Annotated in this window: 28 protein-coding genes and 1 pseudogene; 6 read left to right on the top strand and 23 right to left on the bottom strand. The window is 74.0% G+C overall.

Annotation, left to right across the window (positions count from 1 at the left end):
* Positions 1 to 71: 71 nt before the first annotated feature.
* Positions 72 to 1,613 (top strand): annotated as a pseudogene (locus tag ORI94_RS05390) (MFS transporter); the annotation flags it as partial.
* On the opposite strand, the gene ORI94_RS05385 reads toward ORI94_RS05390, so the two are convergent.
* From ORI94_RS05385 to ORI94_RS05330, 12 genes are all read right to left on the bottom strand, one after another.
* Positions 1,534 to 2,058 carry an antibiotic biosynthesis monooxygenase family protein gene (locus tag ORI94_RS05385; protein ID WP_266073226.1) on the bottom strand — a complete coding sequence of 175 codons (525 nt, stop codon included), beginning with the start codon at positions 2,056 to 2,058 and terminating at the stop codon, positions 1,534 to 1,536. The pseudogene ORI94_RS05390 and the gene ORI94_RS05385 sit on opposite strands and share 80 nt — an antisense overlap.
* A gap of 8 nt (positions 2,059 to 2,066) precedes the next feature.
* A complete protein-coding gene (locus ORI94_RS05380) occupies positions 2,067 to 3,830 on the bottom strand; it encodes an FAD-dependent oxidoreductase (RefSeq protein WP_323056025.1) in 1,764 nt (587 codons plus the stop codon).
* Complete coding sequence (locus ORI94_RS05375; protein ID WP_266072939.1) at positions 3,772 to 4,647, bottom strand: NAD(P)-dependent oxidoreductase; 876 nt, start codon at positions 4,645 to 4,647, stop codon at positions 3,772 to 3,774. The genes ORI94_RS05380 and ORI94_RS05375 overlap by 59 nt, the downstream gene beginning before the upstream one ends.
* Before the next feature lie 110 nt (positions 4,648 to 4,757).
* The gene (locus ORI94_RS05370; protein ID WP_266072937.1) at positions 4,758 to 5,102 is read right to left on the bottom strand and encodes an antibiotic biosynthesis monooxygenase family protein; all 345 of its coding nucleotides are present in this window, start codon (positions 5,100 to 5,102) and stop codon (positions 4,758 to 4,760) included.
* Positions 5,092 to 5,412, bottom strand: a complete 321-nt coding sequence (locus tag ORI94_RS05365; protein ID WP_266072936.1) for an antibiotic biosynthesis monooxygenase family protein — start codon at positions 5,410 to 5,412, stop codon at positions 5,092 to 5,094. The genes ORI94_RS05370 and ORI94_RS05365 overlap by 11 nt, the downstream gene beginning before the upstream one ends.
* A complete protein-coding gene (locus ORI94_RS05360) occupies positions 5,412 to 6,167 on the bottom strand; it encodes an SDR family NAD(P)-dependent oxidoreductase (protein WP_266072935.1) in 756 nt (251 codons plus the stop codon). Before ORI94_RS05360 ends, ORI94_RS05365 begins: the two co-directional genes overlap by 1 nt.
* Positions 6,168 to 6,218: 51 nt before the next feature.
* Entirely contained in the window at positions 6,219 to 6,674 is a 456-nt protein-coding gene (locus ORI94_RS05355) for a DUF1772 domain-containing protein (protein ID WP_266072934.1), read from the bottom strand.
* Between the two features lie 10 nt (positions 6,675 to 6,684).
* The gene (locus tag ORI94_RS05350) at positions 6,685 to 7,149 is read right to left on the bottom strand and encodes an SRPBCC family protein (protein ID WP_266072932.1); all 465 of its coding nucleotides are present in this window, start codon (positions 7,147 to 7,149) and stop codon (positions 6,685 to 6,687) included.
* 57 nt (positions 7,150 to 7,206) lie between these two features.
* On the bottom strand, positions 7,207 to 8,427 hold the full coding sequence (locus tag ORI94_RS05345; protein ID WP_266072930.1) for a ketosynthase chain-length factor: 1,221 nt from the start codon (positions 8,425 to 8,427) through the stop codon (positions 7,207 to 7,209).
* Between the two features lie 2 nt (positions 8,428 to 8,429).
* Positions 8,430 to 9,716 (bottom strand): beta-ketoacyl-[acyl-carrier-protein] synthase family protein, encoded by a 1,287-nt coding sequence (locus ORI94_RS05340; RefSeq protein ID WP_266072928.1) that lies wholly within the window; start codon positions 9,714 to 9,716, stop codon positions 8,430 to 8,432.
* On the bottom strand, positions 9,713 to 10,150 hold the full coding sequence (locus ORI94_RS05335) for a cupin domain-containing protein (protein WP_266072926.1): 438 nt from the start codon (positions 10,148 to 10,150) through the stop codon (positions 9,713 to 9,715). Before ORI94_RS05335 ends, ORI94_RS05340 begins: the two co-directional genes overlap by 4 nt.
* The gene (locus tag ORI94_RS05330) at positions 10,147 to 10,482 is read right to left on the bottom strand and encodes a TcmI family type II polyketide cyclase (RefSeq protein ID WP_266072925.1); all 336 of its coding nucleotides are present in this window, start codon (positions 10,480 to 10,482) and stop codon (positions 10,147 to 10,149) included. Before ORI94_RS05330 ends, ORI94_RS05335 begins: the two co-directional genes overlap by 4 nt.
* A gap of 198 nt (positions 10,483 to 10,680) precedes the next feature.
* On the opposite strand from ORI94_RS05330, the gene ORI94_RS05325 reads away from it, so the two are divergent.
* The gene (locus tag ORI94_RS05325; protein ID WP_266072923.1) at positions 10,681 to 11,061 is read left to right on the top strand and encodes a SchA/CurD-like domain-containing protein; all 381 of its coding nucleotides are present in this window, start codon (positions 10,681 to 10,683) and stop codon (positions 11,059 to 11,061) included.
* Between the two features lie 341 nt (positions 11,062 to 11,402).
* Here the strand turns inward: ORI94_RS05325 and ORI94_RS05320 are convergent, their stop codons facing one another.
* The 9 genes from ORI94_RS05320 to ORI94_RS05280 all read right to left on the bottom strand — a co-directional run bounded on the left by ORI94_RS05320 (position 11,403) and on the right by ORI94_RS05280 (position 18,042).
* A complete protein-coding gene (locus ORI94_RS05320) occupies positions 11,403 to 11,855 on the bottom strand; it encodes a DUF1772 domain-containing protein (RefSeq protein ID WP_266072921.1) in 453 nt (150 codons plus the stop codon).
* Positions 11,852 to 12,241: a SchA/CurD-like domain-containing protein gene (locus tag ORI94_RS05315; protein ID WP_266072919.1), complete on the bottom strand. Its 390-nt coding sequence runs from the start codon at positions 12,239 to 12,241 to the stop codon at positions 11,852 to 11,854. The genes ORI94_RS05320 and ORI94_RS05315 overlap by 4 nt, the downstream gene beginning before the upstream one ends.
* Positions 12,241 to 12,984 carry an SDR family NAD(P)-dependent oxidoreductase gene (locus ORI94_RS05310; protein WP_266072917.1) on the bottom strand — a complete coding sequence of 248 codons (744 nt, stop codon included), beginning with the start codon at positions 12,982 to 12,984 and terminating at the stop codon, positions 12,241 to 12,243. Before ORI94_RS05310 ends, ORI94_RS05315 begins: the two co-directional genes overlap by 1 nt.
* The gene (locus ORI94_RS05305; protein ID WP_266072915.1) at positions 12,981 to 13,250 is read right to left on the bottom strand and encodes an acyl carrier protein; all 270 of its coding nucleotides are present in this window, start codon (positions 13,248 to 13,250) and stop codon (positions 12,981 to 12,983) included. The genes ORI94_RS05310 and ORI94_RS05305 overlap by 4 nt, the downstream gene beginning before the upstream one ends.
* 27 nt (positions 13,251 to 13,277) lie before the next feature.
* Positions 13,278 to 14,159: an AfsR/SARP family transcriptional regulator gene (locus ORI94_RS05300; protein ID WP_266072914.1), complete on the bottom strand. Its 882-nt coding sequence runs from the start codon at positions 14,157 to 14,159 to the stop codon at positions 13,278 to 13,280.
* A 37-nt stretch (positions 14,160 to 14,196) separates the two neighbouring features.
* Complete coding sequence (locus ORI94_RS05295; protein ID WP_266072912.1) at positions 14,197 to 15,057, bottom strand: thioesterase II family protein; 861 nt, start codon at positions 15,055 to 15,057, stop codon at positions 14,197 to 14,199.
* A gap of 76 nt (positions 15,058 to 15,133) precedes the next feature.
* On the bottom strand, positions 15,134 to 15,934 hold the full coding sequence (locus ORI94_RS05290; RefSeq protein ID WP_266073224.1) for a 4'-phosphopantetheinyl transferase family protein: 801 nt from the start codon (positions 15,932 to 15,934) through the stop codon (positions 15,134 to 15,136).
* 43 nt (positions 15,935 to 15,977) lie between these two features.
* Positions 15,978 to 17,747 (bottom strand): acyl-CoA dehydrogenase family protein, encoded by a 1,770-nt coding sequence (locus ORI94_RS05285; protein WP_266072910.1) that lies wholly within the window; start codon positions 17,745 to 17,747, stop codon positions 15,978 to 15,980.
* Positions 17,748 to 17,802: 55 nt separating this feature from the next.
* A complete protein-coding gene (locus ORI94_RS05280) occupies positions 17,803 to 18,042 on the bottom strand; it encodes a hypothetical protein (protein ID WP_266072908.1) in 240 nt (79 codons plus the stop codon).
* A 176-nt stretch (positions 18,043 to 18,218) separates the two neighbouring features.
* On the opposite strand from ORI94_RS05280, the gene ORI94_RS05275 reads away from it, so the two are divergent.
* From ORI94_RS05275 to ORI94_RS05255, 4 genes are all read left to right on the top strand, one after another.
* Positions 18,219 to 18,854 carry a hypothetical protein gene (locus ORI94_RS05275; protein WP_266072906.1) on the top strand — a complete coding sequence of 212 codons (636 nt, stop codon included), beginning with the start codon at positions 18,219 to 18,221 and terminating at the stop codon, positions 18,852 to 18,854.
* A 342-nt stretch (positions 18,855 to 19,196) separates the two neighbouring features.
* Positions 19,197 to 19,442 carry an acyl-CoA carboxylase epsilon subunit gene (locus tag ORI94_RS05270; protein WP_266072905.1) on the top strand — a complete coding sequence of 82 codons (246 nt, stop codon included), beginning with the start codon at positions 19,197 to 19,199 and terminating at the stop codon, positions 19,440 to 19,442.
* A 225-nt stretch (positions 19,443 to 19,667) separates the two neighbouring features.
* The gene (locus ORI94_RS05265; RefSeq protein WP_266072903.1) at positions 19,668 to 21,401 is read left to right on the top strand and encodes a fatty acyl-AMP ligase; all 1,734 of its coding nucleotides are present in this window, start codon (positions 19,668 to 19,670) and stop codon (positions 21,399 to 21,401) included.
* Positions 21,402 to 21,509: 108 nt separating this feature from the next.
* Positions 21,510 to 22,745 carry an acyltransferase domain-containing protein gene (locus tag ORI94_RS05255; RefSeq protein ID WP_323056024.1) on the top strand — a complete coding sequence of 412 codons (1,236 nt, stop codon included), beginning with the start codon at positions 21,510 to 21,512 and terminating at the stop codon, positions 22,743 to 22,745.
* 18 nt (positions 22,746 to 22,763) lie between these two features.
* On the opposite strand, the gene ORI94_RS05250 is transcribed toward ORI94_RS05255, so the two are convergent.
* A complete protein-coding gene (locus ORI94_RS05250) occupies positions 22,764 to 23,372 on the bottom strand; it encodes a response regulator transcription factor (protein WP_266072901.1) in 609 nt (202 codons plus the stop codon).
* Between the two features lie 31 nt (positions 23,373 to 23,403).
* Entirely contained in the window at positions 23,404 to 24,753 is a 1,350-nt protein-coding gene (locus ORI94_RS05245) for a sensor histidine kinase (RefSeq protein WP_266072899.1), read from the bottom strand.
* Positions 24,754 to 24,755 lie beyond the last annotated feature (2 nt).

Genomic DNA, 24,755 nt, shown 5'->3' with positions numbered 1-24,755 from the left:
GCATCCGGCGCGGCGGTCGCGCGCGGGACGCACGGCGCTGGAGCGGCGGTCGACGCCGCAGGCCGGGGGCGGTGCGAGAGGTGGCGCCGGGGTGCCGCGCGGGCGGGCCGGCGGCGGTTCTCGAGCGGTCCTCCGGGCGTCCTCCGCAGACCCGGCGGAGGGTGGCGGCGACGTCGTCGCCGACGTCGTCGCCGGACTCCGAGGAGGCGTACGTGACCACCCATCCGACCGTGCCGCGCAGCTCATGGCTGGCGCTCGGCGCGGTGCTGCTCGCAGGATTCCTGCACACCTTCGACGTGACGGTCGTGAGCATCGCGGCGCCGTCGATCCAGGACGGGCTCGGCGCGTCCGACGCGGCCGTGCAGTGGCTGCTCGCCGGTTACAGTCTGGCGTTCGCGCTGCTGCTGGTCACCGCGGGACGCCTCGGCGACGCCTACGGGCGGCGGCCGCTGGTGCTGTGGGGCATCATCTCGTTCACACTGGCCTCGGCGCTGTGCGCCGCCGCCCCGAACGCGGGGGTGCTGGTCGCCGCGCGGGTGCTCCAGGGCCTGTCGGCGGCGCTGCTCGCCCCGCAGATCGCGCCGGTGATCGTCCTGCTGTTCCCGAAGGAGCGCCGGGGAGCCGCCTTCGGCGTCCAGGCCGCCGTGATCGCCGCCGCCACGTGCAGCGGGCCGGTGCTCGGCGGACTGCTCGCGCACGCCGACCTGTTCGGGCTCGGCTGGCGTGCCGTGTTCCTCGTCAACCTGCCCGTCGGCGCGCTCGCGCTGCTGCTCGCCGTGTACGGGCTGCCCGCCGAGCGGAGCGCCCGGGACGCACGGGCGCCGCGGCTGGACCTGGTCGGTGTGGCGGTGGCGACCGCGGGTCTGCTGCTGTTCCTGGTCCCGCTGGTCCAGGGCCGGGAGAGCGGGCGTCCGCTGCTGGTGATGCCGCTGGCCGTGGCGGGGGTCGCGGTGCTCGCCCTGCTCGTCCCGCTGCAACGGCGGGCCGAACGTGCCGGGCGCATCCCGCTGCTCGCGCCCGGCCTGTTCCGCGACCGCGCCCTCCCCGCGGGTGCCGCGGTGAACTCCCTGGTCATGGGCGCGGTGGCGTCGTTCTTCCTCGTCTACGTCGTCCACCTCCAGGAAGGGCTCGGCTTCACCGCGAAGGAGGCGGGTTTCGCCCTGCTGCCGTTCGCCCTGTCCGCGGCCTTCGCCTCCGCCGCGTCGGTGCCGCTGACCGGACGGCTGGGCCGGCCCATGCTGGAGTGCGGCGCGCTGCTGATGGCCCTCGGCACCGGCGTCCTGCTGTGGCTGACCGTCGCGCAGGGCGACGGGCTGCGCCCGGCGCACATCCTGCCGGGACTCGTCCTGTGCGGCGCGGGCATGGGACTGCTGAGCCCGCCGCTGTACAACATCACGCTCTCCGCGATGTCCCGCGGCGGCGTCGGCTCGGCGAGCGGGGTGTTCTCCACCTTCGGCCAGATCGGCAACGCCGTCGGCGTGGCTCTCGTCGGCACGGTGTTCTACGGTCTCGCCGGCGGCGCGAGCGGATCGGTCACGGCCGTCGGCTGGGCCCTCGGCTGCCAGCTCGCCCTGTACGTCCTGGCCCTGGCCCTGCTCCGGCTGGGTCTCCCCCGGTCCGCCGCCGGGTCCACCGGGTCCGCCCCGCCCGCCGACCGGCGGCCGGTCCGCGAGCACGTTCCCCGCTGACACCGGGCGGGGGCCCGGCCGGGTCCCCGCCCCGCGTGCGGGGACGTGCGGTGCGTGCGGTGCGTGCGGGTACGGCGAAGGGCGCCGGGTGGATGTGCCGGACCAGTTCGGTGACGTTCATCGAACCGCCCCTGCGGTACGGCCGCAGCCGCTGCCGGTGTTCCACATGGGCGGGGCTCAGCTCGAAGGCCCGGAAGCGGGGTTCGTCCGTCCAGTCGGTCAGGACCCAGTACACGCCCTGCTCCTCGGTGTCCCGTACCAGCGTCTGTCCGAGGTTGTGCGGCTCCCGGGAGATCGCCTCACCCACCTCACCCCAGGTCCGCTCGAAGTCCTCGGCCAGCTCCGGGAAGACCTCCATCCGGAGGATCACCCTGTGCGTCACCGCTCCCCACTCCCCTCTCGTCGTGTCGTCCCCGCCGCTTCCCCTTCGGCGTCCCGGCCGAGCAGCCGGGTCAGTACCGTGCGCAGGGTCCTGTCGGCGAAGACCGGCGCGTCCGCGCAGCGCCAGGCCACCACGCCGTCGGGACGGACCAGGACCGCACCCTGTGCCGTCACCCCGTACCGCTCGGGCCAGCGGTCCTCGATGTCGGTCACCTCCGTCCCGATGCCGTACAGCGCGAGCGGCACGTCCAGGTCGTGCGAGACCGCACGCACCGCCTCCCGCCAGGCCCGGTCGTCGGGACCGGTGAGCAGCACCGGCCGGGAGCCGAACAGGTCCAGCGCGGACAGTTCGGCGCCGCCCCTGCGCAGCCGCAGGTGCGGGGCCCGGCTGCCGGGCCGGCCGTCGTTCTCGGCGGACCAGACGCCGTGCCCGGGCAGCACGCTCTCGTCCCAGTCGGTGACGGCCGACGAGCGGTACCGCCAGGACAGCCACACCAGGGCGTCCTCGACGATGCCCGGATCGGCGGGGCGGCGCTCGCCCGGCGCGTCGAGCAGCCGCAGCCGGTCGCGGGAGCGGAGCGCGGCCTGCTCCACGGTGGCCTCGCTGATCGGCCGGCGCTCCTCGTCGTAGCTGGTCAGCAGCGCGGACCCGGCCCAGCCGTCGAGTACGGCGGCGAGCTTCCAGGCCAGGTTGTGCGCGTCCTGGATGCCGGTGCTGGAGCCGAAACCGCCGCTGGGCGGCATCACATGGGCCGCGTCGCCGACCAGGAACACCCGCTCGTCGTGGAACCGGTCGGCGGTGCGGGCGGCACCCTCCCAACGGGAGAGGGACAGGATGCGCGGTTCGAGGTCCGGGACGCCGGCGGCGGCCCGCACCAGTTCCGCGCACCGCTCCTCGGTGAACGAGCCGGCGTCCGTGCCGGCGGCGTCGTAGGAGATGTGCAGCAGCCAGTCGGTGCCGTTGTCGAGCGGCATCAGGGCGCCGCGCACCTGCTCGTTGAAGGTGTAGCACATCAGGAACCGGCGGCCGGAGAGCTGTTCGGTGAGGTCGGCGCGGAAGTGCACGTTGATGTAGTGGCCGAAGACCTCACCGCCGAAGGGGATGCCGAGCGACTCCCGGACGCCGCTGTGGGCACCGTCGGCGGCTACCAGGTAACGGGACTTGAGCGTGCGTTCGGCACCGGTGGCGTGGTCCCTGACGCGGGCCGTTATCTCCTCGCCCTCGGGGCCGTCCTGCGCGAAGGAGAGCAGCTCCGTGTGGAACCGCAGGGCCACGCCCAGGCGTTCGGCGCGGTCCCGCAGCACGTCCTCCAGCTCGCCCTGGTGGCACAGGCACCAGGGCGTCGGGGACAGCGAGGCCACGTCGGCGCCGACGTCCATGACGTACTTGTCGTCCAGCGAGCCCAGTTCGGGGCCGGCCAGGGAACGGGCGGCGATCACACCGGAGTGGTGCGCGAGCAGGCGGGCGGAGGGCATGGCGCGGATCTCGTCCTCGACGCCGGCGGCCCGCATCAGTTCCATGGCCCGCGGATGGACCCCGCGGGCGCGCGGGTGGCCGGAGAGCTCGGGCTGCCGCTCGACGAGCAGGCAGTCCACGCCCTGCTGGGCCAGGAAGACGGCGGTCGACAGCCCTGCGAGTCCCCCGCCGACCACCAGGACATCGGTGTTCCTCAGCGTGCTCCGGGTGGTGCTCAGCACAGTGTCACCCTCCTTGCTTCGCTTGGTGTTCGACCAGGACGGACGCGTCCTTGTCCCCGTCACCGGCGGCCAGGACCTGCGCGAACCGCTCCCGTACCGTGCCCAGTACGGGCATGGCGGTTCCCAGCTCGGCGGCCGCCTCCATCGCGATCCGGATGTCCTTCTCCATCAGTTCGGAGCGGAAGAAGGCCGGTTCGTAGGTGCGCTTGAGCATCAGGTCGGCGCGGAACCGCATCACCATGGAGCTGAAGCCGCTCGCCGCGACCACGCCGATCAGCTGGTCGCGGTCCAGTCCGGCCGCGGTGCCGTAGTCGACGGCCTCGGCGAGGGCGGCGACCTGGGCGCCGAGCAGCAGGTTGAGGATGAGCTTCATGCTCGCGGCGGTGCCGGGCACGCCGACGTGGACGACCTCGTTGCCGATGGCCTCCAGGACCGGACGGGTCTCGTACAGGTCCTCGGCCGCCCCGGAGACGAACACGCGCAGTTCGCCCTTGCGGGCCTGGAGCGGGTTGCCGACGACGCAGGCCTCGACCCGGCGCAGGCCCTTCTCCGCCAGCCGGGCGGCGGCCTCGCGGGCGTAGCCCGGGGAGACGGTGGAGGTGTCCACGACGACGGCGCCCGGCGCCAGCACCGGCACCACCCGGCCGAACAGGATCTCCTCGACGGCCTTCTCGTCGCTCAGGCTGAGCAGGACGACGTCGTGGCCGGCCGCCGCGCGCTCCGGGGCGTCGGCGAGGTGGGCGCCCGCCTCGACGAGGGGGGCGGCCTTGCGCGCGGTGCGGTTGAAGACGGTCAGGGTGTGCCCGGTGTCCAGCAGGCGCCGGGCCATGCCGCCACCCATGCTGCCGAGGCCGATGAACGCCAACTGGCGGTTCGCCATGGTGAGTTCTCTTCTCTGTGATCTCGGACGTGCTTCTTCGGGCGTGCTTGTCGCAGGTGCGGGACGAAGGGTGGTACGCGCGACGGGCGCCCCCGTCGGGGCGCCCGTGCTCAGTAGGTGGCGTCGACCTCGTAGACGGCGAAGGGGGCGGTGGTGCGGGTGTCGCGGAAGGGCCGCAGCGGTGCCGTGTCCTGGCGGTGGTCGGCGCCGGCCTCCCAGGCCCGGAAGGCCTCCACCGACTCCCAGCGGCTCAGGACGGCGAGCGCGGTCGGGTCCTGGGGGCTGCGCAGCAGCTCGTTGCCGAGCATGCCGGGCACCTCTGCGAGGCGCTCGCTCACCCGGTGATAGGCGGCGCGGACCGCGGCGAGCTCCTCCTCGTCGTACGCGGCCTGGTAGACCACGACCCGCACCCCGCCGCCCGGAGCCCCGCCCACGGCGCCGCCCTCACCGGGCATCGGCGGCCGCCCTTCCCTCGACGCGGTGCAGGACCTCCATGACGTGGAAGGTGCCGCCCTTGCGGAACGGGTGGAGCGTGGCCCGGTGCTCGAGGTGGGCCGGGCTTTCCTCGAACTCGCGGAACCGCGGCTCGTCCACCCAGTCGCTGACGATGACGTACGTGCTGCCGGGGCCGTCCTCCCGGGACAGCGTCTGGCCCAGGTTGGCCGGGTGGCCGGTGACCGCGCCGGTTCCCGCCAGCCACGCCTCCTCGAAGGCGGACTCCTTGCCGGGCTCGATCTCCATGCGGAGCATCACGCGGAAGGCCATCAGGAGATCCCCCCGTCGACGCCGATGGTGTTGCCGGTGACGTACCGGGACAGGTCGCTGGCGAGCCACATGATCGCGCCGGCCACCTCGTCGGGGGTGCCGAGCCGGCCGAGGGCGGTCTTGGCGCCGTAGCGCTCGGCCATGACCGTGCGCTGCTCCTCGGGCATGGCGTGGAAGTTCTCGGTCTCGATGACACCGAGCGCGACGACGTTGAAGCGGATGCCGCGCGGGCCGAACTCCTTGGCGAGCGAGCGGTTGAGGCCGACCAGGGCGGCCTTGGTGGTGGTGTAGTGGGCGCGCAGCGGTATGCCCGCGTCGACGGCGCGGGAGCCGATGGAGACCACCGAGGAGCCCTCGCCGAGCAGCGGCAGGGCGTGCTGGATGACGAGGTGGGCGCCGGTGACGTTGGTGTTGAGGATGCGCAGCCACTCCTCGAGCGGCAGTTCGGCGTACGGGACGTGGCTGATCGCGCCGGCGTTGTTGACCAGCAGGTCGAGGCGGCCGCCGTGCAGTTCGCGGACCCGGGTCAGCAGGGCGGCGATCTCCTCCGGCCGGGACAGGTCGGCGCGCAGCACGTGGTGGTCGCCGCCGGTCTCCTTCAGCTCGCGCTCCAGGGAGGTGACGTACTCGCTCTCCTTCTGGTAGCAGGTGACGACGTCGACACCGGCGCGGGCGAGCGCCAGCACCACGCCCCGGCCGACACCTCGGGTGCCGCCGGTGACCAGGGCCTTCTTGCCCTTGAGGCCGAGATCCATGGGTGTTCCTCCGTAATCGGCGTATGCGACGTTCTCGATACGTGTCGCGGGTCAGAGCAGGAAACCGAGCGCGGCGCAGTTGGCGACGAGCGCGGTGATGGTGAGCAGGCTGCGCCGGTGGTTCCAGGTGCCCCACTCGCGGCGCGGGTCTCGGAAGTCCTCGGGGAGGTGCTCCGGGTCGATGGTCCGCATCCACCGGTTGACCGGCGCGTTCCTGGTGACCGAGATGAGGGCCGTGGCCGCGGCGAGCACCCCGGCCACGGCGAACAGGGCGCGCGCCGCGGTGTCCGCGGTGCCCGCGGCCAGGACGGCGTCCAGGACGACCGTGCCGACCAGGCAGACCGGCATGGCCGGGTCGTAGCGCTGCCCGAAGAACGCGTGGGCGTGCACGTAGCGGTCGGTGGGCAGCGAGGCGAGGTAGGGGAAGCCGCCGAGCTGGGTGCCGAGGAGGACGCCGGCGGCGAGGCCGTTGAGCAGCAGCAGCGCGGGGGCGAGGACGTTCAGCACGGGGCGCTCCTCAGCGGGTGGGGACGCGGGCCGCGGTCTCGACCCGCTCCTTGATGAGCGCCATCTGCACCTTGGTGTTGATGTTGAGGTGCTCGGTCATCGCGTCGTCGGTCGCGGGGGCCTGGGGCTTCATGTGGAAGTCCTGGATCCACCGCATGCGGACCCCGCCGCCGGGCTCCTCGGAATACTCCCAGCGGATGTTCATGTACTCGAAGGGCCCGGTCTCCACGCGCTCGGCGCGCACGGTGCGGGTGACGGGGTCGCCGGTCCGCCTCGAGACCCAGCTCCAGACGTTGCCCTCGTCGTCGGGGTGCATGGTGAGCCGGAAGACGACGGTGTCCCCGTCGCGCTCCAGGACCTCGGCCGAGGCGTACTCGCTGAACAGGTGGGGCCAGTTGGGGACGTCGTTGGTCATCTTCCAGACGACGTCCATGGGCGCGTCGATGACGATGTGGTTGTCGGTGTGGCCGGCCATCACAACTCCTCGGTGACGGTAGGGGCGGGGGAGGTCGGTACAGCGGTGTCGGCGGGTTCAGCGGCCCAGTACCAGGGCGGAGGTGAAGCCGCCGTGGCCGCGGGCCAGTACCAGGGCGTGCCGCAGCGGCAGTTCCCGCGGGGCGCCGGTGACCAGGTCGACGGTCAGGCCGGGGGCCGGTCCGCTCACGTGGGCGGTGTGCGGGATCACGCCCTCGCGCAGGGCGAGCAGCGCGGTGGCCACGTCCAGCGGGGCACCGCCGCCGTACAGCCGGCCGGTGAGCGTCTTCGGCGCGGTGACCGGGACGCCGTGCGGGCCGAAGACGGCGGTGAGGGCCTCGGCCTCGTCGCGGTCGTCGGCCGGTACGCCGGAGGCGTCGGCGAAGACGACGTCGATGTCGGAGGGTGCCAGCCCGGCGTCGGCGAGGGCCTGTCGGGCCGTGCGGCGCAGGGCGCGCGGCCGGCCGGAGCCGGGTGCCGGGTCGAATCCGGCGGCGTAGCCGAGGACCCGGCCGTAGCCGGTGTCCGCGCCGCGCCCGGCGGCGGCCTCGGCGCTCTCCAGGACGAGGATCGCCCCGCCCTCGCCGGGCAGGTGGCCCGAGGCCTGTGCGTCGAAGGGCAGGTAGGCCCGCTCCGGGTCCGGGACGGTGGACAGCCGGCCGGTGGAGAGCTGCGCGGTCAGGCCGTACGGGCACAGCGAGGCGTCGGTGCCGCCGGTGAGGACGAGCCGGGAGCCGCGCCGGACCAGCCGTCTGGCCTGGCCGATGGCGTCGAGCCCGCCGGCCTGCTCGCAGGCGAGCACTCCGCACGGGCCGCGCATGCGGTGGCGGATGGACAGCTGGCCGGTGGTGGCGGCGTAGAACCAGGCGATGGACTGGTAGGCGCCGACCCAGCCGGGGTCGTGCTGGTAGAGCGCGGTCATCTCCTTCTGCCCGAACTCCGTGCCGCCGGAGGACGAGGAGGTCACCACGGCCATCTCGTACTCGGGGACGGCCGTGAGGTCGGCGCCGGAGTCGGCCAGGGCTGCCTCGCCGGCGCCCAGCGCAAGGTGCGTCCAGTGGTCGGTCTGCGCGATCAGCCGGCCCGGTACGTGCCCGGCGGTGTCGAAGCCGGGCACCTGGCCCGCGTACTGGACGGGGTACGGGGACGGGTCGAAGCGGCCGATGCGGCCGATGCCGGACTTGCCGGCCAGCACCGACGCCCAGTGCGCCCCGACACCGATGCCGGTGGGCGCGAAGATGCCGAGTCCCGTGACGACGGGTGCGGCCTGCGCGGTCATGCTCACTCCCCTCTGCCCGCGGCGGCGGCGGCACTGCCGGGCCGGGCGAGCACCATCGCGCTCTGGAAGCCGCCGAACCCGCTGCCGACGGAGAGCACGGCGTCCATGGCGTGCTCGCGTGCGGTGACGGGCACGTAGTCCAGGTCGCAGAGCGGATCCCGGGTCCTCAGGTTCGCCGTGGGCGGCACGACCTGGCGGTCCAGCGCCAGGGCGCAGGCGGCCACCTCGATGGAGCCGATCGCGCCCAGCGAGTGCCCGACCATCGACTTGATGGAGCTGACCGGCACGTCGTAGGCGTGCTGTCCGAGGCTGCGCTTGAACGCGGCGGTCTCGTGACGGTCGTTCTGCTTGGTGCCGGAGCCGTGCGCGTTGATGTAGTCGAGCGCGGTCGGGTCCAGCCTCGCCTGGTCCAGGGCGACGGTGATGGCCTCGGCCATCTCCCGCCCGTCCGGCTTGAGTCCGGTCATGTGGTACGCGTTGCTGCGGCCGGCGAATCCCGCGATCTCGGCGTAGATCCGGGCTCCCCTGGCGAGGGCCGCCTCGCGTTCCTCGACGACCATGACGGCGGAGCCCTCGCCGAGCACGAAGCCGTCGCGTTCCCCGTCGAAGGGGCGGGAGGCGTGCTCCGGGTCCGCGTTGTTCGGGGTGGTCGCCTTGATGGCGTCGAAGCAGGCGGAGGTGATGGGCGAGATGGGCGCGTCGGTGGCACCGGCGATCACCACGTCGGCCGAGCCCTCCTCGATGAGCTGCACCGCGTGCCCGACCGAGTCCAGGCCCGAGGTGCAGCCCGTGGAGACGAGGGCCACCGGCCCTTCCGCGCCGGTCTCCCAGGCGACCTCGACGGCCAGCGTGGACGGCACCATGTAGCCGTACAGGTGCGGTACGCCGTATTCGTGGTCCACGAGCCACTTGCGGCCGCTGTCGGAGAGGGTGACGTACTCCTCCTCCAGGCCCATGGTGCAGCCGACGGCGCTGCCGAGGCTGACCGCGACGCGCTCCGGGTCGACGGCGGCCGGCGCGAGGCCGCTGTCGGCCACCGCCTCGCGCGCGGAGACCACGGCGAACTGCGCGGCCCGGTCCATCCGCCGGATCTGACGCGGGGTGAGTCCGGCGGCCGCCGGGTCGAAGTCGACCTCGGCGGCGACCTGCGAGCGGAACGCCGCCGGGTCGAACAGGGTGATCCGGCGGGTCGCCGTGCGCCCCTCGGACAGCGTCCGCCAGAAAGCCTCACGGCCGACCCCGCCCGGCACGACCGCGCCGATGCCGGTGATGACGGCGCGTCGGGTCACCGGGCACCGCCCACGTCCGGATTGGCCTGCTCGGGGCGCTGCGCCTGCTCGGTGTCGACGTGGCCCAGCTCGGGGCGGGGCGCGAGCGGGGAGAGGTGGAAGGCGCAGCGGGCGGTGGCGTCACCGATGCTGACGAGGCGGTGGCGGACGCCGATCGGCACCAGCAGGGAGTCGCCGGGGCCGAGCGTGACGACCTCCCGCCCGTCCATCGTCATCTCCAGCCGGCCGTCGATGACGTGCAGGAACTCCTCGGAGTACGGGTGGAAGTGCTCGGTGACGAAGTCGCCCGGCTCGAGCGTCATGACGCCGCCGAAGCCGGAGCCGCAGCCGACCGTCCTGGGGCTGAGGGTGACGCGGATGTCGCCGCCGCGCTTGGTGTTGGCCTCGACCTCGTCGGCGGCCACCTTCACGGTGCGGGTGATGGCGGTGGTCACTGGATCCGCCCTCCGTCCTTGGTCCAGATGTAGAAGGGGTCGGCCATCGCGTCCTTGGGCTCTTTCCAGTCCGGGTCGTAGGGCTCCACGCACTCGGCGAGCCGGGTGTTGACGTCGTCGTAGAGCGGGTGGCTGCGGGCCCGGTAGAGGTGGGGACCGATGTCCTGCTCCGCCTCGACGAGGTGGAAGTACAGGCCGTGGAACTTGAAGAGCGTGCGGCGGCTGACGCCGATCATGTGCGGCAGGTCGGTCGAGTCGGAGTCCTCGAAGATCTTCGCGATGTCGTCCGTCTTGTCCGGCCGCAGCTTGGCCACGATCAGGGTGCGGTGCACGGTGTCCCTCCCAACGGGTCGGTGGTCGCCAGGGAACGTCGCACCGCCGTCTGGAGAGCCGCTCGAGACCCCCTCCAACGAGGGGAGTTCGAGTCCGGCCCGAGGCGGCGCGGCTGTGCTGGAGGGGGGCCGGCCGCCCGCCGGTCCCCGGCGTGCGGGCAACGACGCACCGGAACCCGGAGAGAAGGGGCGACAGCCATGCCGTTCGCGGCCATCACGTACGACATCGAGCCGGGCTACGAGAAGGAGCTCACGGAGATCTTCGGCAACTTCAGGCGGGTGCCGAGCAGCAGGGTCGAGGACGCCTCGGGCGAGCAGGCCGGCACGATCGTGGCCACCGCGGTGTTCCTGCGGGACGACACCCTGGTCCGGGTCATCGAGTACACCGGCGACCTGGAGGCCGTCGCCCGGCACATGGCGGCGCAGCCGGGCGTCCAGGAGGTGGAGCGCAGGCTGAAGCCGTACCTGACCCGTCCGCGCGAGACGGACACGGTCGAGGGCTTCGTGGCCACCTTCCGGCGCAGTCTGCTCACCACCGTCGCCCAGATCTCGGCCCGGGACGTCCCTGCGTCGGCCTGACCCCCGACCGGCACCGGCCCGGGGCATCCCCTGGGCCGGTGCCGGTGCAGGGGGCGCCCCGGGCCGGACGCGCGGGGCGCGGGACGCATGGAGCACGGGGCGCGTGGGGCGGGACGTGGGGAGCGGGGCGGGACGTGGGGAGCGGGAAGCGCGGGACGCGGGCGCACCGCGGGCCCGCCTCCACCCGGCCGTGAGGCACGGCCTCCGCCCTCCCCGCGTCCCGCACGCCCCGGTGCGGCCCACCACCGCCCCTCTCCCGCGCCACGCCCCACCGGCCGGAGGCACACGCCGAGGCCGCACTCCCGGAGGACCCGGGGGTGCGGCCTCGGCACGGTGCGCCGTCACATCGCGGTCAGGGCGGCCGCGTTGACCGTCAGGGCCAGGACGGCCAGCGCGGTGCGCAGGTAGTGGTACCGGCGCCACAGGGGGCGCGGGTCCTGCCAGCCCGGCGGGATGACCGCCGGGTCGGTGATCGCCTTGACGCGGCGGTTGATCGGCACGTTGCACAGGTGGGACACCCCGGACACGCCGAGCAGCAGGACCGCGCCGGCCGCGAAGAGGGGCCGTGCGGTGCCGGTGACGGCCACCGCCAGTACGCCGTCGGCCAGGGTGCTGGACAGCACGATGACGGGCATCGTGGGGTCCCAGTTCCGGCCCAGCAGCCGGTGTGCGTACACGTAGGTGCCGGTCTCCATCGCGAAGAGCGCGGGCAGCACGCTCAGCGCGACGGCGAAGAGCACTCCGGCGGTGAGGCCGCTGCCGATCAGGGCCGCGACTCCCAGCACCTCGGTCATGACGCCGCGGCCCCGGCGGGGTGGGTGTCGACGGTGAACTGGGCGACCGTGCGCATGGTGGCCTTGCGGAAGTACTCCGCGAACGCGGTCGGCGAGCTGGTGTCGCGTGGTTCGAGGAGGAGCGGCTGCAGGGCGGCCTCGGCCGTGTGCACCCCCTGCTGGGAGGCCATGTGGCGGCCGAGCGCGGCGAAGTCCCCCTCGTAGTGGATGACCCGCACGACGACGTCCTCCAGGACGAACACGGCGGTGCCCAGCAGCCGGCCCGCCGCCGAACCGTCCTGTGCCGTGAAGTCGGGGGTGTCGACGCGCCGGAAGTTGGTGAAGACCTCGGCGATCTCGTCCTCGTGGCCGGGCTTGACCCGGTACATGATGGCTGCGTAGGGCATCAGATTCCTCCGTCGACTTCGATGGTCGTGCCGGTGACGTACGCGGCCGAGTCCCCGGCGAGGAACAGCACGGCGCCCGTCACGTCCTCGGGCCGGCCCAGCCGGCCCAGCGCGGTGAGCGCCGCGAGTTTCTCCGCCACGGGGGGCGGCGGTCCGTCCCCGGGCCCGGCCCGGGTCACGCCGGGGGCGACCAGGTTGACCCGGATGCCGCGCGGCCCGAGTTCCTTGGCGAGGGCGCGGGTGAACCCGGTCAGGGCGGCCTTGGAGGCGCTGTAGTGGACGCCGAAGGGGCGGCCGCGGAGCGCCACCGAGGCGCCGACGCCGACCACCGACGCGCCGTCGGCGAGCGCCGGGAGCAGCGCCTGGGTGACCAGGTAGGCGGACGTGGTGTTGTGGTCGGTGACACGGTGCCATTCGGCGTCGGTGAGCTGCGCGAAGGGCATGTGCCCGTCGACGCCGAGGTTGTTGACGAGGACGTCGAGGCCGCCCTCGCCGAACCGGTCCACGACCGTCCGGGCCAGCGTCCCGGCGCCCTCGCGGGTGGTCAGGTCGGCCCGGACGGTCCCGGCGTCGGCGCCCAGCGCGTCCAGTTCGGCGGCCAGTTCCCTCGCCGCCGCGTCGTCGTGCCCGTACGAGACGACGAGCCGGGCGCCGGTCCGGGCGAAGGCGAGTGCCGTCGCCCGGCCGATGCCCTTGGTCCCGCCGGTGACCACCACGCGGCGTGCCGCTGCCCCAGCGGTCACCGGACCGCCCCGGCGCGCGGCGCGACGCCGATCATCCGCAGGAGCATCCGCGGGGTCTCGGCCTCCGCGACGGCGTCGTCGTCGAGGACGATGCCGTACTTGCGGTTGATCACGCTGGTGACCTGGAGCAGGGCGAGGGAGTCGTAGCCGAACTCCAGGAACGGGGTGTCGAGGGCCTGCTCACCCTCGAGTGCCATGCCCTCCTCCGGGGCACCGACGCATTCCAGCAGCAGGTCGCCGAGTTCGGACAGGGTCATATCGCTCACGATGCTTCCTCTCGCTTGCTTGAGGGGTCAGTTGGCCCTCGCCAGTTGCGGGCCCGCGGCGTGCGTCGTCGCGGATACCGCGGGTGCTGCGTGTGTTTCGAGTGCTGCTGTGTCCAGGTCGAGCCGCGGTGAGGAATCGAGCACCGCGCGGTGCAGTTGCTCGACGCTGGGTGAGGGGTCGAGTCCCAGGCTCTGGTTCAGGCAGCGGCGCAGCTGCCGGTAGACGGACAGGGCGTCGCTGCGGCGCCCCACCCGGTACAGCGCGAGCATCAGCTGCTCGTGCATCGCCTCGTGCAGCGGATGCCGGGCGGCGAGCCCGGAGAGTTCGCCGACGAGTTCATGGTGGCGGCCCAGCCTCAGGTCTGCCTCGATCCGGCGCTGAAGAACGCTCATCCGTGACTCGTCCAGCCGGGTGGCCTCCACTTCGAGCAGCGGTCCGCACTGGACGTCGGCGAGCGCGCGGCCGTGCCACAGCGACAGCGCCCGGCCGAAGTACGAGGAGGCGTCCGGCCATTCGCCCCGGTCCAGGGCGCGGTGGCCGGCCGAGGCCAGGGCGTCGAACTCGTGGGCGTCCAGGAGTCCCCCGTGGATGTCGAGCCCGTAGCCGCCGGGCTCGGTGACGAGGACGCTCTTGGCGCCGTTGGGGAGGAGGGCGCCCTCCCCGGTGGCGCCGTCGCCGAGTGCGGCGGCGATGGCGTTGCGTATCTGCAGGATGTACGTCTGCAGGGTGGTCTGGACGCTGCGGGGCGGGCTCTCGCCCCACACCTCCTCCACCAGTGAGGCCACCGAGACGACCTGGCCCGCCTGGAGGGCGAGCAGCGCGAAGACCTTGCGCGGCTTCACGGCGGTGAGGTGGACGGGCACCCCGGACAGGGTGGCCCGGAACGGGCCGAGCACATTGATCTCCATGCGCGGATCTCCTTCGCGTTGCGTGGGGCGGCCGGGATCAGCCGTGGGCCGGCCGGGGGCCGGCCCGGTGCGGTGCCGCGTCGTGGCGGGCGGTGTCCTGGCGCGCGAGGTCCGGCCGCGGGGTCTCCGCCGGCGCGGTCCCGGGTTCTGTCGTCGGGTCCCCGTCACACCGCAGGGCCTCCCCCACCGCGCGGGGCACGTCACGGCCCCGTACGAAGAAGTGCGTGCCGCGGACGGGACGGAACCGGAAACGGTGCAGGGTGCAGTGCTTCCATGCCCGCGCCTCCGTGTCCGGGACCAGGGGGTCGGCCTCTCCGGCGTAGGCGTCGAGGGGGCAGGGCAGTCCGGTGACGGGCGCCTGCCGCAGGTTCTGCGCGAGTGCCAGATCGGCCCGCAGGGTGGCGAGGGTGGCGGTGAGCCAGCCGATCCGGTCGCGCAGCGGCGCCGGAATGCTGTCGTGGCCGCCGAGGGAGAGGATCAGTTCCTCGTCGGGGAGTTCGGGACGGAGCAGGGTCTGCAGCAGCGGTGCGGGCAGGTGCGGCGCGGAACAGGCACCGACGGCCAGCAGCCGGGGCGGCCGCTGGCCGGTGTGCGCGCGGTGCTGGGCGAAGCGGTAGGCGACCAGCGCCCCCATGCTGTGCCCGTAGAACGCGTGCGGCTCGTCCAGCAGGGGGCCGAGGTCGTCCTGCAGTTCCTCGACCAGCCGGGCGGCGTCGGTGATCCGGTCCTCCCGGCGCCGGGTCTCCCGGCCGGGCAGCCGTACCGGCAGGACGGACACCCCGGGGCCGACCCTGCGCTGCCAGCCGGCGAAGGCCAGGGCTCCGGCTCCCGCGTGGTGGAAGCAGAACAGCCGGATGCCTGTGCCGGACACCGGCCGGACCGCGAGATAGCGCTGCACCCGGATCCCCCTTTGTTCCGCATCTTTTCGGTCAGATGCGCGAACCGAAGCGTCACCGCAGGTCCTCGGTCACCGCTCAACTGGCGCTGGAGCGCGGGTCCGGAAGCACGGGCAGCAGCGGCAGGCCGGCGCCGGGCTGCGGGCGGTCGCCGAAGCCGGGGTCGTGGACGGCGGCGCTGACGGTGTAGGCGTCCTCGACCAGCCAACTGTGGAACGACCAGTCCCGCCCGGTGCCGGGTGTGCCGTCGGGCCGCAGCACGCTCAGCCGCTCGCCCTGCGGCCCGAAGCCGAACTCGGTGAAGCGCAGCCGCAGCCCCTGGCCGATCGCCTTGCTGTAGGCCTCCTTCAGCGTCCACAGCCGTACCAGTTCGCGGTTGCGCCGCTCGGCGGGCATCCGCTCGAGGGCCTCCAGTTCGAACGGGGTGCAGGCCTTGAGCTCGGTGCCGAGTTCCAGCATCCGGCGGTCGGCCGGTTCGGTGTCCACGCCGATCCGGCCGAACCGGGTCAGTCCCACGACGAGCAGCCCGTCGGTGTGGCTGAGCCCGACGTCGAGCTGGTCGATGCCGCGCAGGTACGGACGTCCACCGGGCTTGTACGCCAGCTCCAGCTCGCGGGGCAGGGTGCCGAGGACGGCACTGGCCGCGGACTTGAGCAGCAACCGGGAGGCGACGAACCGGTCCCGGTTGCGCGAGGCGGGCATCCGCGCGTACCGCTCGTGGTCCGCCCCGAGGTCGGCGGCCAGCGCACGCGGGTCCCGCCCCCCGGAGGGCGTCCAGTCGTCGACCAGCGCGTGCACCACGCAGGTCCCCTGCTCCACCACGGCCCGGCACACGTCCTCCCAGGACTCCTCCGGCCCCCACTGCCGCACGGGCCGCATCACGCCACCGTCCTTTCGCCACGAGGGATGTCCACGAGAGGCCCTAGCGGCCGATCGCGGTGGAGTACAGGTCGTAACTGCGGGCGTCGTCGAAGCGGTGGAGGAGTTCGGTGAGCATGTGGTCGGCGGCGGACGCGGGTGGGCGGACCGCCGGTGTGCCGAGGCGGCCGGCGATGCGGGTGAGCGTCATGGCCGCCCAGACCGGGTCGGCCAGGAAACCGCCGGGCGGGCGGTGGCGCCAGACGCCGAGGCAGGCGGCACCGGCGACGATCAGGGCGTACCGGTCGGCCAGCGCGTAGGCGCGGGGGCTCACGGGGCGGCCGGCGGGCCGGGCGGCGAGTTCGGCGCAGTGTGCGCGCAGCTCGCGCAGGTGGGCCACGAGGACCCCGGCGGCCTCCGTCGGCGCACCCCCGTACGCACCGCCGTACGTCCTCCGCCCGCCGGAGGCGGTGCCGTCCGCCTCCCGTGCCGAGGCCTCGATGCTGTCGAGCAACGAGTCCCGGTCGGGGGCGGGTTCGAGGTCCTCGGGGCGGCAGGGCGGCAGGCCGGCGTCGAACGGACGGAACAGCACGGCCGGCGCGTCGGTGGCGGCGGCCCCGGTGAGCGAGGGCAGCCGCAGCAGCTGGGCGACGAGCACTCCTCTGCTCGCCGAGGCGCCCGCACTGCCGAGGCCGATCATCGGCAGGTCGCGGGCGGTCTTACGGAAGGCACCGTAACTGCCGTCGGGGGCGTAGGACTCGGCGCCGAGCACGATCGACAGGTCGTCCATCGTCTCGGTGAGGACCGTCGGCAGCAGGTACTTGGCCACGGCGGCCAGCGTCCGGCTCTCGCGGGGCAGCACATGCGCCGCCCGGGTCGCGACCAGCGAGAGGCAGTCGCAGACGAGCAGGTCCGTGAAGGCGTTGACCAGCGCGGTCCGGGTGCGGGCCGAGTGCAGGGAGGCGCGGCTGCGGGAGCGGTGCGCGCGGGCGAACGCGACCGTGGTGCGCAGCGCCGTGTCGGCGCAGCCCAGCGCCATCGACAGGCCGGCGCCCCGGGTGAGCGAGAAGGCCCGCTCGGCGAGGCGGGCCCCGTCCCCGACCGCTCCGACGAGGCCTCCGGGGGGCAGCGGGTACCGGTCGAAGGCGAGTCCTTCGATGGCGCAGCCGCGTACTCCGGCCGTCGGCCGGCGGGGCAGCAGCGCCACCTCCCGGCCCCGGCCCGCGGTGTCGGCCGGGCCCGGTGCGAGGAAGGCGCTCAGCCCGTCCGGGGTGTGCGCGAACAGCACGAGCGCGTCGGCGCGGCCCGCGTTGTTGACGGCCTCCTTGCGGCCGCTGAGGCGGTGGCCGGTGCCGTCCGGCAGCGCGGTGAGCCGGTTGCGCAGGAAGTCGTTGCCCTGGGGCGGCTCGGGGTAGGCACAGGCCATCCGGCCGCCGTCGAGCAGCAGCCCGGCGGTCTCCCGGCGCTGGCGCGCGGATCCGCCCGCCCAGACGACGGCGGCGGCCAGGTACGAGGTCAGCCCGTGGCCGAGGCCGAGGGCCGCGTCGCGCCGGAACACGACGCGCAGCACCCGCGCCAGTGCGTCCAGCCGGTCGAGCCGGCCGCCCAGTTCCCCGGGCACGAACTCGGCGTTCAGCCCGAAGGCGTCGAGCAGCCGTTCGGCGGCGGGCAGCAGGCGCCGGTCCGCGTCCGCGACGAGGAACTGCTGGAGGCCGAGCGGGTTGCCCGGATCGTCGAGGTCCGCGAAGCCGTGCTCGAGCCGGGCGATGCGTTCCTGGACGGCGGCTTCCGAGGAGTCCGCCCGGTCCGCCGCCGTGGTCACCGCCGTGGTCATGGCGTTCCTCCGTCCTCGTCGTGGCCCTCGCGGGCCTCTGGGCGAGCGGTACGGCTCAAGACGCGCTCAAGGTCGTCCGGCCAGACTCGGTCGTGTCGTTCCCGCCGGGAACGGGCTCCGGGGTCACCGGGCGCTGCTCCGGTGCGGCCTCGTACCGGTACTGCTGCCAGAACGGGTTCTGGTCGGGGGGGAGCCAGATCGCTCCGTAAGCCACCAGGGAGTTCCAGACCGGCCGTAGCAGCCGCTCGCGTACGACTCGGGTGACGGTGCTGCCGTGGGTCCTGGACGCGCTCATGTGTGCGGTCCCTCCTGCGGATCGGGGAAGGCCACGGTCGTGCGGGCGGCTCGGTGGAGCCTCGAGGAACTCTCGTGCGCGGGGCGCTCCGTCCGTGCTCGAGCGGGACTCGAGCGGGGTGTGGTCGGATGCGCCCAGGGGTGCACGCACACGGGGCCAGGAGGGGGTGAGGGCTGGTGTCCCAGCGCGGGAGCGACCGGGAACTGACCGTCGTGGAACGCTTCACGACCAGGGCCGCGGGGCCGGTGTTCGAGCGTGAACTCCTCGGGTACGCCCGCCGCCGCGAGTCCCGCAAGGGGTTCGTCTCCCGGGTGACGGTGGCCCTGACGGACCGGCCCGGCGCGTATGTGCACCTCGAGCGGTGGACCGGCCTGGACCGGCTGCTGCGGGTGGTGCACCAGGACCCGGCGGCGCCGACCGGTCCGCGCGCTCTCGTGACCACCCTCCGGTCGGAGGCGGAACTGCTGGTCAGCGTGGGCCGGATGGCCGTGAACAGCTCTCCGGCCGACGCCGAACGGCTGGTGCTGGTCCGCGCTGTGGTGACGGGCGGCACGGAGCGGTTCGAGCTGGCCTTCGGTTCGCTGGTCGGCCAGTGCGTGTCGGACGGGGCCTTCGGCGGCAGCGACCTGCTGCGCTCGGTGGCCGATCCACGGGTCTACACCGGCCTGTTGTGGTGGCTGGAGACCTCCGCCTGCGAACACGCCCGCACGAGCGAGGGGTACGGGACCCACCGCGCCAGGCTGGCCGCCACGGCCCACATCACGGTCGAACTGGCCCACCCCGTCGACCGGATCACCCCCCCGGCCTGCTGAACCGGCCTGTGCGCCTTCCCGCCCGGGGCTCGTCCGGCGGACCATGCCGGAGACGCGAGGGCCGGCACGCTCTCCCCCGGGCTCTTCGAGCAGGGGGTGCCCCGGCGGCGTTGTCGTCGGTTGCCGGCTCCCCCGTCGCGTCGACGCCCTCCCGCGCCGTGCGGCCGCACGCACCAGCCCCGGCCCGCCCCGGCCGGACGGATACCGCCCGTCGTCTCCGGCCGATCCGCCGGGCAGGCCCCCGGCGCCTCCCCTCGCGCCTCTTCGGCCCGTCCCTCGCCCCTCCCCTCCGCCGCCCGGTCCCGAGTGCTTCTCGAGGGCCCGGCGGCACCATCCGGCGGCATGGACGAGCCCACCGAGCCCACCGCGCCCGCCCCGCCGACGGCCGACGGACCTCCCGCCCTCCGCGTCGTCCGCGGGTGTCCCGACGCCGTCGAACTCGCCGCCCTGACCGCCGTGCTCCTCGCCCGTCTGCGTGCGCTGGAGGTCCGGGAGCAGCAGGCCGGCACCCCGGGCACGGCCCCGCGGGCCCCCTGGGGCGCCCCCGCCCGCAGCCGCCCGCGCGTCGGCTGGACGGCGCCCTGCTGACCGCCCGCCGGCGCTCCACCGGTCCGCGGCGCCCCCGCCCCGGACAACCGCCTTCCGCCCTCCTTCCGACCGTGCTCCGGCCGTCCTCCGCCCACCTCGCAGGCCCGGCGGCCCAGCAGCGGTCAAGTGCCCTTCAAGACAGCGCGCATACGGTCGTGGAGCGGGTGGCACGGGCGCCGATGACGGGGAGCGCCCGCACCCGTACGACACGCATGGGGGTCCCGAATGACCGGCTATCGCACCTTCACCGAAGTGCTCACCGAAAGAACCGGGCGGACGCCTGATCGCGTCGCCCTGCTCCTGCTGCCCGACAGCGACGAACACGGTCGTCCCGCCACGGTCACCTACCGCACGCTCGACGCCTCGGCCCGCCGCCTCGCCGGCCGGCTGCTGGCCGACGGCGCGGCGGGGGAGCCGGTGCTCCTGCTGCACGCCTCGCCGCGTCAGTTCGCCGTGTCGTTCCTGGCCTGTCTGTACGCGGGTGCGGTCGCCGTGCCCGTCCCTCCGTCGGGGGGCCACAGCCATCACGAGGAGCGGGTCGCGGGCATCGTGCGGCTGACGTCGCCCCGGGCCGCGCTCACCGACGCCGCGCTGGCCCCCGATGTGTCCCGGCTGCTGGCGAGGCACGGCCACGGCTCGGTGCCGTGCCTCGCCGCCGACGCGGTGTCCGGGCCCGCCGACCTGCGGTTGCCCGTGCTCGACCGGGACTCGGTGGCGTATCTGCAGTTCACCTCCGGCTCGACGGGCAGCCCGCACGGGGTGGTCGTCACCCACGGCAACCTCCTCGCCAACCAGGAGGCGCTGGCGGAGCTGCTCGGTGCGGGCCCCGGGTCGCGGATCGGCGGCTGGCTGCCGTTCCACCACGACATGGGACTGGTGGGGCAGTTGCTGCACCCGCTGTGGCTCGGCGCGACCTCGGTGGTGCTGTCCCCCGAGGCCTTCGTGCGGCGTCCCGTGCGGTGGCTGGAGGCCGTCGGGCGCTACGGCATCGAGGTGAGCGGCGCCCCCGACTTCGCGTACGACCTGTGCGCGCGGCGGGTCACCGACGAGCAGCTCGGCGGGCTGGACCTGTCCGGCTGGCGGGTGGCGGTCTCCGGCGGGGAGCCGGTACGGGCCGAGACCCGGCAGGCGTTCGTGGAACGGTTCGCGGGGGCGGGTCTGCGCCCGGAGGCGATGCGTACCGCCTACGGGCTGGCGGAGGCGACGCTGCTGATCTCCGGCGGTCCGGCTGCCGACGGCGAACTGACCGTCGACGCAAAGGCGTTGGAGAACGGCCGGCTCGACGCGCCCCGCGCGGGACGGCCCGCGCGCACCCTGTCGTCCTGCGGCACCGCGGCAGGTGCGGCAGGAGAGGTGCTGATCGTGGACCCGGACACGCGCGGGGTGCTGCCGGACGGGGAGGTGGGCGAGATCTGGGTGCGCGGCCCGGGGGTGGCCCGCGGTTACTGGCGCGACCCGGCAGCGACCGCGGAACGCTTCGGGTCCGTGACGGCCGACGGGACCGGCGGCCTGCTGCGCACCGGAGACCTGGGCGCGCTGGCCGGCGGGCACCTCCATGTCACCGGCCGGTTGAAGGACGTGATCGTGGTCGCCGGGCGGAACCTGTATCCGCAGGACCTGGAGCGCACCGTCCAACGGGTCAGCACCCTGTTCGGCACGGGCAGCGCGTTCTCGGTGCCCGGGGAACGCGAACGCGTGGTCCTCGTCCAGGAGCTGCGCACCCACCGGCGGTACGCACTGGACCTTGAGGAGCTCGCGTCGGACGTACGGCGGTGTCTGACCGAGGAGTTCGAGGTGTCCGTGGCGGGCGTGCTGCTGGTACGGCCCGGCACCGTCCGCCGCACCACCAGCGGGAAGGTCGAGCGGTCGGCGATGCGCCGGCTGTTCCTGAACGGCGGGCTGCGGCCCATGTACCAGTACCTCGACGAGGACCTCATGGTGCCGTCGGGCCGGGGGTAGCGGTCCGCGCGCCGCCCTCCCGCGGGGAGCGCGCCGGACCGGTGGAGGAGGCACACGCGCGGACCAGCGTGCGGGGGCAGGTCGTCGACGGCAGGGAAGGGGCAGGACGTGAGCGCAACGGCACCGGGCGATCCCGGCGAGGGGGACTTCGCCGCCTGGCTCGCCGAACGGATCGGCGGGTACGCGCGAAGGGTGGTCGGCGAGGACGAGGAACTGTCCGCGTGGGGGCTCGACTCGGTCGCTCTGCTCGGTCTGTTCGGGGACATCGAGGAGGAGTTCGGCTCCCTGCTCGACCCGGCGGACATCTGGGCCCATCCGACCGTCCGTGACCTCGCCCGCCATCTGGCGATGCGGCACGGCATGGGACGCGAACCGGGCCGGGTCCGGGCGGTGTTCGTGTTCACCGGCCAGGGCTGCCAGCACCCGCGGATGGCGGCCGGCCTGCACGAGGCCCTGAGCGCCTACCGGCGTCACCTCGCGGCGGCCGACGAGGCGATCGCCCCGGGCCTCGGCCGTTCCGTACGGGAGTTGATTCTCTGCGGTGATCCGCGGGTGCACCAGACGGCGCTGACCCAGCCCGCGCTGTTCGCCGTCCAGTACGCCCTGGCGATGACCCTCCTCGAGGAGGAGGGGGTGCGTCCGGCGGCCGTACTGGGGCACGGCACCGGTGAGGTCGCGGCGGCAGTGGTCGCCGGGGCGCTGTCCCTGGAGGAAGCTGCCCGGCTGGTGTGCTCGCGGGGCGCCTGCATGCAGTACCTGCCGTCCGGCGGCGGGATGATGGCGACCTGCGCCAGCCCGTTCGAGGCCGCGGAGGCGGCCGTGGGCGAGCCGGAGGTGTCGGTCGGCGCGTTCAACGCGGCGCGCGCCACGGTGCTCTCCGGTGCGGTCGACGCTCTGGAGCGGGTCCGGGAGCGGCTCGCGGCGGTCGGTATCGCCGGCACCTTCCTCCAGGTGACGCACGCCTTCCACTCGCCGCTGATGGAGCCGGTGGCGTCCCGGTTCGCGGACGCGGCCCGCCACGTGGCGGCCGGCAGGCCGGCCGTGCCGTACTACTCCACGGTGTACGGGCGGCGCTACGACGAGCCACTGGCCGGCGGGTACTGGACGGAGCAGATCACGGCGCCGGTGCGGTTCGCCGACGCCGCCCGCCGGATGCTGGCCGAGCAGACGCCCAGCCACGTCGTGGAGATCGGCCCCAGGGCGGTGCTCACGCCTTTCCTGCGGCGGATGGCCGGCGCGCGCGGCCCCGCCTGCCTGGCGGTGTGCCGCGGTCCTGGGAGCAACGCGGTGGATCTGGCGGGGGTCCTGTCCCAGCTCGACGCCGGCCCGCTGGCGGGCACATGAGCCACCGGCCGGCCCCGCTCACGGGATCCAGCCCGCCTCCTCCGCGATGCGGATGGCGTCGATCCGGTTGCGGGCGTTGAGCTTGTCGACGATGGCGGTGAGGTAGTTCCGTACCGTGCCCTGGGTCAGGTAGAGCTGGTCGGCGATCTCCGCCGCGTCGGCACCGCGGGCCGCGAGCCGGAGCACCTGGGTCTCCCGGGGGGAGAGCGGATTGTCCGGCGCTTCCCAGGCGGTGAGGGCGAGTTCGGGATCGATCACGCGTCCGCCCGCGGCGACCGAGCGCACCGCCTGGGCCAGCCGGGAGGGCGGGGAGTCCTTGAGCAGGAAGCCGGAGACCCGCGCGGCCATCGCCCGGCGCAGCGTGCCGGGCCGGCCCAGGCTGGTGAGCATCAGGGTGCGGCACTCCGGCATCCTGATGCGCAGGTCCGCGGCGGCGGTGAGGCCGTCGGTGCCGGGCAGGTCGATGTCGATGACGGCGACATCGGGCCGGGTCTCGAGCGCGGACGGCACGATGAGGTCGCCGCGGTCCACCGACGCGACGACCTGAAGATCGTGTTCCAGTTCCAGCAGCGCGACCAGCGCGCCGCGGACCATGTGCACGTCCTCGGCGAGAAGGATTCTCACCATCCCCATTGCTCCCCCGATTCTTTCACGGCACTCAGACGGCCGGCCCGTCCTCCTCTCCGCTCCGGTCGGCCGCGCCGTCGGCGGCCTCGTCCACGCGCGGGCACGGGTCCGTTTCCGCGCCGGCCGGCGGCCTGACGGGGGCCACCGCCGTCAGCCGGTACCGGCCGTCCTCGACGACTCCCGCCGTCAGCTTCCCGCCGATCGCGCCGAGCCGGGCGCTCAGGTTCCCGAGGCCGCTGCCGCGGTCCTGGGCGAGGAAGCGGTCCGGGGCGGCGACCCCGTCGTTGACCAGGTCGAGACGGACGGTGTCGCCGGTGACCGCGGCCGTGACCGTACAGGACTCCACCTTGCTGTGACGGAGAATATTGGTGACGCCCTCGCGCAGGGCGGTCGCCAGCGCGGTGTCCACCAGGGGGTGGAGCCGTCCGCACCGGATGTCCACCCCGACGTCGACGTCCGCCGCCGCCATCACCTCGGCCACCGACGCGGCCTCCGCCTCCAGCGACATGTCCCGGTAGCCGTTGGCCACCAGCCGTACGTCGGCGAGTGCCTGGCGGGCGACACCGAGCACCGAGGCGACCTCGTCGCGGGCCCGCTCGGGGTGGACCGGCACCAGCCGGTGGATCAGTTCGCTCTTGAGGGTGATCGCGGAGAGGCTGTAGCCGAGCAGGTCGTGCAGGTCCCGGGCGAAGCGCAGCCGCTCCTGCGTGACCGCCATCATGGCCATCTCGGCGCGGGTGTCGTGGACTTCGCGGACCAGGTCGGTGAGCCGGGTGAGGCCGTAGATGACCAGTCCGGTCAGCGCTGTGGAGATGGTGTAGTAACCCGCCTCCAGGGCGGTCACACCCTCCACGAGCGACCAGGTGAGTATCGCCAGCGGGACGAGGGCGTAGCAGGGCCAGGCGAGCCGCCCGGGCAGCAGGAGCAGAATCGACCCGGTGAGGGGTCCCGCCGTGCTGCCCCAGACGCCGCCGACCCACAGGACGGGCACGAGGGTCAGGGCCGCCTGCACGCCGAGGGTGAGCGTCTTGCGGCGCGCGGACCATTTGAGGGTGCCGGGCGAGATCAGCAGCAACTGCACCGCGTAGAGCACGACGACCGCCCCGGTGCAGACGATCAGGGCGCTGGTGCCCGACACCTCGTTCTGCACGTTGAGGAGGGTGACGATGCCGTAGCCCGAGAAGACCACCGCGCTGATTCCCTGGGCGAGCCGGGGTGCCAGCAGGTCCCGTGCCCCGGCCCGGTGGTACCACCCCGGCGCCCGCCCCGCTCTCGCGGCGACGGCCGGCGGCTGCCCGCCCTCCGGGTCCGGACGCGCCCCTTCCGCCGACTCGTCGTCTCGAGGGAGGTCGTTGTCCGAAGTCCGGAAACGGCCCGCCATGT

The organism is Streptomyces sp. NEAU-W12 (assembly GCF_026242095.1).
In the GTDB taxonomy this organism is placed as follows: domain Bacteria; phylum Actinomycetota; class Actinomycetes; order Streptomycetales; family Streptomycetaceae; genus Streptomyces.
This window is presented reverse-complemented; position numbering and strand designations above follow the sequence as displayed.

Coding starts and splice junctions, on each gene's coding strand:
- ORI94_RS05375 (WP_266072939.1), bottom strand. CDS start 4,647: ATGGCGAACCGCCAGTTGGCGTTCATCGGCCTCGGCAGCATGGGTGGC.
- ORI94_RS05370 (WP_266072937.1), bottom strand. CDS start 5,102: ATGCCCGGTGAGGGCGGCGCCGTGGGCGGGGCTCCGGGCGGCGGGGTG.
- ORI94_RS05365 (WP_266072936.1), bottom strand. CDS start 5,412: ATGGCCTTCCGCGTGATGCTCCGCATGGAGATCGAGCCCGGCAAGGAG.
- ORI94_RS05360 (WP_266072935.1), bottom strand. CDS start 6,167: ATGGATCTCGGCCTCAAGGGCAAGAAGGCCCTGGTCACCGGCGGCACC.
- ORI94_RS05350 (WP_266072932.1), bottom strand. CDS start 7,149: ATGGCCGGCCACACCGACAACCACATCGTCATCGACGCGCCCATGGAC.
- ORI94_RS05345 (WP_266072930.1), bottom strand. CDS start 8,427: ATGACCGCGCAGGCCGCACCCGTCGTCACGGGACTCGGCATCTTCGCG.
- ORI94_RS05325 (WP_266072923.1), top strand. CDS start 10,681: ATGCCGTTCGCGGCCATCACGTACGACATCGAGCCGGGCTACGAGAAG.
- ORI94_RS05320 (WP_266072921.1), bottom strand. CDS start 11,855: ATGACCGAGGTGCTGGGAGTCGCGGCCCTGATCGGCAGCGGCCTCACC.
- ORI94_RS05315 (WP_266072919.1), bottom strand. CDS start 12,241: ATGCCCTACGCAGCCATCATGTACCGGGTCAAGCCCGGCCACGAGGAC.
- ORI94_RS05300 (WP_266072914.1), bottom strand. CDS start 14,159: ATGGAGATCAATGTGCTCGGCCCGTTCCGGGCCACCCTGTCCGGGGTG.
- ORI94_RS05290 (WP_266073224.1), bottom strand. CDS start 15,934: ATGCGGCCCGTGCGGCAGTGGGGGCCGGAGGAGTCCTGGGAGGACGTG.
- ORI94_RS05285 (WP_266072910.1), bottom strand. CDS start 17,747: ATGACCACGGCGGTGACCACGGCGGCGGACCGGGCGGACTCCTCGGAA.
- ORI94_RS05280 (WP_266072908.1), bottom strand. CDS start 18,042: ATGAGCGCGTCCAGGACCCACGGCAGCACCGTCACCCGAGTCGTACGC.
- ORI94_RS05270 (WP_266072905.1), top strand. CDS start 19,197: ATGGACGAGCCCACCGAGCCCACCGCGCCCGCCCCGCCGACGGCCGAC.
- ORI94_RS05265 (WP_266072903.1), top strand. CDS start 19,668: ATGACCGGCTATCGCACCTTCACCGAAGTGCTCACCGAAAGAACCGGG.
- ORI94_RS05250 (WP_266072901.1), bottom strand. CDS start 23,372: ATGGTGAGAATCCTTCTCGCCGAGGACGTGCACATGGTCCGCGGCGCG.
- ORI94_RS05245 (WP_266072899.1), bottom strand. CDS start 24,753: ATGGCGGGCCGTTTCCGGACTTCGGACAACGACCTCCCTCGAGACGAC.